Raw genomic sequence first — 3827 nt, forward strand, 5'->3', positions numbered from 1 at the left:
GCAAAATATTAAAATTTGAGATAAACTCGTCTATTGACCGTCAATTTAACTCTTTGCGCTTGGAATTTTCTGCACCAAATCTCAGCTCGGCAACGGTAATAAGCGAGATAAAAATATCCGATCTTAGATGTTTTGTCAGACAATCGAGTATTTTAGGAGCGTATTTTTCGTCGTTATTTATCAAATATATACAAATATTCGTATCTAAAACGATCATTTATCGAATCCAAACTCGCGCTCGCTCGGGATCTGTTTGCCGCGCTTGATCTCAGCGTCTTTAAATTTTGCCAGCGTCGCAAGCAATCCATCCCACTCGCCGCTACGTTTGGGGATGCTAAGCGTTATTTCGGTATCACTAAGCTCTTTTATCGCAAGCTCCTTAACGCCCTCCAAATTTAGATATTTCGGGATACGAAGCGCTAAGGAGTTGCCGCTTTTAAATACTTTTAAAATTTTGTCGTTAGCTGCTTTGACTTTCATCTATGCTCCTTTTATTTATTGATTTTAGAATATAAATTTTTAAAATTCCGACCTAAAATCCCGCTACTGCTTATATTCAAACTCCTCGCTCGGAAAGCCCCCCTCTTTGACTTCGCGCGCGTATTCGCGCACCGCACCTTTTACCAGCTCGGCGCCGTCTAAATAGCGCTTAACGAATTTCGGCCGAAACTCCGTGAAAAACCCGCACATATCACTCCACACGAGCACCTGTCCGTCTATGCCCGCACCCGCGCCGATGCCGATGACGGGCACGTCGGTGCCTAGAGCCACTTGATTTGCGACTGAGCAGATCGTCCCCTCGACCAGCAGCAGCACCGCGCCCGCCTCGGCAAGCGCTCTAGCGTCGCTTAAGACCTCGCGCGCACCCTCCTCTCCGCGCCCGCTTACCTTGTAGCCGCCCGTAAAGCGCGAAAACTGCGGCTTAAGCCCGATGTGACTCATCACGGCGATTCCGTTTCGATTAAGCAGCGCCACGGTATCTGCCATATGCGCACCTCCTTCGATTTTGACGGCGTCGCAGCCGGTGTTCTCATAGACTTTGGCGCAGTTTTGTAGCGCGAGCTCGGGCGTCGCGCACGAGCAAAACGGCATATCCACGACCATATACGCTCGCTTGAGCCCCCGTCTTACGGCGCGCGCGTGATAGATCATCTGCTCTACGCTTGCGCCTAGGGTCTCGGAGTGTCCGCCGAAGCTCATATTTAGGCTGTCGCCTACGAGTACCATATCGACCTCGTCGTCGAAAATTTTAGCAAAAAGCGCGTCGTAGGCGGTGATCATCACGATCTTTTCGCCTGATTTTTTCATCTCGTATAATTTAGAAAGCGTGATTTTTGACATTTTGGCTCCTTGATTTGGTTAAAATTTGAACGCAATTCTAGCATAAGCCGAATTTGACATTTATAAAATTTTGAAGTAAAATGCGCGCGCATTCTTTCGGGGGTGACTTGGCTTCGACGGGAACGGATGGGTCAAGGCGGCATGTCGCTTTGGATACAGCGTATAAAATCCAAACTAAATTTAAACGCAAACAACGTTAAATTTGCTCCTGCTTACGCTAAAGCTGCGTAAGTCCAGTCGAGCCCTGCTCTGCGCCGATACTATCTAAGCGCGGCGGCGGGTAATCTGCGATAGCGTAGCTCTGCGGCGTGACGAGCCGTAGGGTGAAATCCTAGTCTTTGCGCCGGCGGGTCGTTTTGGAAAGTGAGCGAGCCTGCGCGAGAACTTCACTTTTGCTAAACATGTAGAGGCTTTGGTCGTTTGTTTTCGGACTGCGGTTCAATCCCGCACACCTCCACCAATTATCTATTTTTGAATTTTGACCACTTCTTTTTAGTTGCATTTAGTTCCGGCGCACAGGTGTCTATCTTAAATTTTAGCCATTCCGGACCTCTTTCATTTTTATTTTAGATATAATCTTTTCCGAAACATTAGGAGTGTTATTAGGGGCTTTTTCGCATTAGGGGTTTCCTATATGAACAAAGGCGTATATTTTGCTAAAATTCGACGGTAGAGGTGTCAAAAGCATCAAGAAGTACAAGACGCAATACAAAATATTATAGAAGAAAGGAGAAAGAGATGAATAAATTTGTTATGTTGTCATTGGTATATGTTGCTTACTAGCGGGGTGTAGCCTAAGTAATCGCTTTTTTGCTCCGAGTACGAATGGATATAGAACTGCCTGCGGTTTTATTTTTCATGACTATATACCTCATGATAAACTTTACGTACCGAGGAACCTTGAGGATTTTTTAGATATATATTCAATATCTAAAAGCCAAAAAAGCGGTGAATATGAATATAAGCTAGTAGAGACTTTATCTCACTATTATAATGGCACATCAACTATAGTTCCGATAGAATCTTGTGACGATAAGTGGTGTAAAATTTACTATCCTTGCGGCGATACGGAGTACTATGTCAAGAAGGATGAAATAGAGCAACTTTGGCCTAACGGTCAAAAGACCTGGAGATCCAAATAAAAGATAGAGCGCATTTTAAGTAGGAGGAGAGATGAGAAATTTTGTTATACCTTTTGTCGCATTATGCCTATATGGGTGCAGCCCTACGATTTTAGGGCATAAAATCACTTTTGCAAAACACGCAGACGATGCCTTTTACGGCGAGTGCGGCGAAAAAATAGATCAAAAAATTATATATAAATTTAAAGACGCCGTTATTCATAAAATTTTCTATGAAGATAAAGAGGAATTTGCTTATTATGATGAGATAGTAATCCCCATCCAATCCTGCGAAGGCAAATGGTGTAAAATTTACTATCCTTGCGGTCAAAAAGAGTATTTCGTAAAGAAAGACGAAATAGAAAAATGGCAATGGCAATAATCTTATACTTAAAAGGAGCGAATTATGTTGTTTACAGATGAGGATTTTGTAAATATCGTGCCGCAGGATCTTTTAGAGCGCGGTATAAACTTAAGAGAGAAGCTCGGATTTTATGAAATCGCTTGGAAATTTGACGATGTAATGGAGGTACTAAAAATCACAAGGGGTAAAGGTATGATTATCCTAGGAGGAGACGTATATCGCCTAAGCGGTAATGAGCCCATCATCACATACGACGGCTGGAGTACTAAAGCGGAAGATGACAATGCATTCGAAGTGGCGATCGAATATATCACTAAGTATCGCGCTAGAAACGGAGATGATTTTATATATTATCCAGCCATTGGCCCTGAGCGGGTGTCTAAATGAAAATTTTAATTGGATTGCGCGAATAAAATATCGGCAACCGATTAAATTTTAAAAGGAAAACAACATGAAATTTAGAATTTTAGAACCGAGGCTTTATGAAAAGTATAAGGATATGGTTATATAGGCGCGAGGGCGAATGCGGCATTGATGGCTAAAATAGATATTTTATTAAATTTGATAAATTTTGCTAAAGATATGAGCGCGATAAAAAGCAACTTGGCAAATATAGGCTTTAATAGCGAATCGGAGCTTGTAACAATAACTAAAAATACGATTGCAAACATCTTAAATAGAGTCGTCGATAAAGAAATTTCATATGAGCTCCTTGAGGAATGGGCAAATTTAATCGAGTGTCGCGAGGACATAGGATATGAGGATGAAATTTTGCAAGAGATCATATTTGAGCTGGCAAACCCTTGCCTTTATAGGGAGATAGACGAGAGGAAGATTTGTATGATTTTAGATAAAATTAAAAGTACTTTTACCATTACTGATGATTGTCATATGACTATTGAGTCTAATCCTGGAGAGGTAGATTTACGATATCTTACTAAATTAGTGCAATTAGGTTTTAATCGTATTAGTTTTGGCGTTCAAACCTTTGATGATAAGGC

6 protein-coding genes and 1 other RNA gene are annotated in these 3827 nt (G+C 42.0%); 4 read left to right on the forward strand and 3 right to left on the reverse strand.

The window, feature by feature from the left end; all coding sequences use genetic code 11:
• Positions 1–40 precede the first annotated feature (40 nt).
• The 3 genes from Q0236_RS12140 to panB form a co-directional block, all read right to left on the reverse strand.
• A complete protein-coding gene (locus tag Q0236_RS12140; protein ID WP_297918442.1) occupies positions 41–217 on the reverse strand; it encodes a type II toxin-antitoxin system VapC family toxin in 177 nt (58 codons plus the stop codon).
• Entirely contained in the window at positions 214–480 is a 267-nt protein-coding gene (locus Q0236_RS12145) for a hypothetical protein (RefSeq protein WP_297918445.1), read from the reverse strand. The genes Q0236_RS12140 and Q0236_RS12145 overlap by 4 nt, the downstream gene beginning before the upstream one ends.
• Before the next feature lie 63 nt (positions 481–543).
• Positions 544–1341 carry a 3-methyl-2-oxobutanoate hydroxymethyltransferase gene (panB, locus tag Q0236_RS12150; RefSeq protein ID WP_297918448.1) on the reverse strand — a complete coding sequence of 266 codons (798 nt, stop codon included), beginning with the start codon at positions 1339–1341 and terminating at the stop codon, positions 544–546.
• 98 nt (positions 1342–1439) lie between these two features.
• Here panB and ssrA point away from each other — a divergent pair.
• The 4 genes from ssrA to Q0236_RS12170 all read left to right on the forward strand — a co-directional run.
• Positions 1440–1801, forward strand: a transfer-messenger RNA (tmRNA) gene (gene ssrA, locus Q0236_RS12155).
• A 713-nt stretch (positions 1802–2514) separates the two neighbouring features.
• A complete protein-coding gene (locus tag Q0236_RS12160) occupies positions 2515–2844 on the forward strand; it encodes a hypothetical protein (RefSeq protein ID WP_297918452.1) in 330 nt (109 codons plus the stop codon).
• Positions 2845–2868: 24 nt separating this feature from the next.
• Positions 2869–3213, forward strand: a complete 345-nt coding sequence (imm40, locus tag Q0236_RS12165) for an Imm40 family immunity protein (RefSeq protein ID WP_297918455.1) — start codon at positions 2869–2871, stop codon at positions 3211–3213.
• A gap of 147 nt (positions 3214–3360) precedes the next feature.
• Positions 3361–3827: hypothetical protein (locus Q0236_RS12170; RefSeq protein WP_297918458.1), on the forward strand; the 467-nt coding region annotated here is incomplete at its 3' end.

The sequence above is a fragment of the uncultured Campylobacter sp. genome, assembly GCF_938031315.1.
In the GTDB taxonomy this organism is placed as follows: Bacteria; Campylobacterota; Campylobacteria; order Campylobacterales; family Campylobacteraceae; genus Campylobacter_B.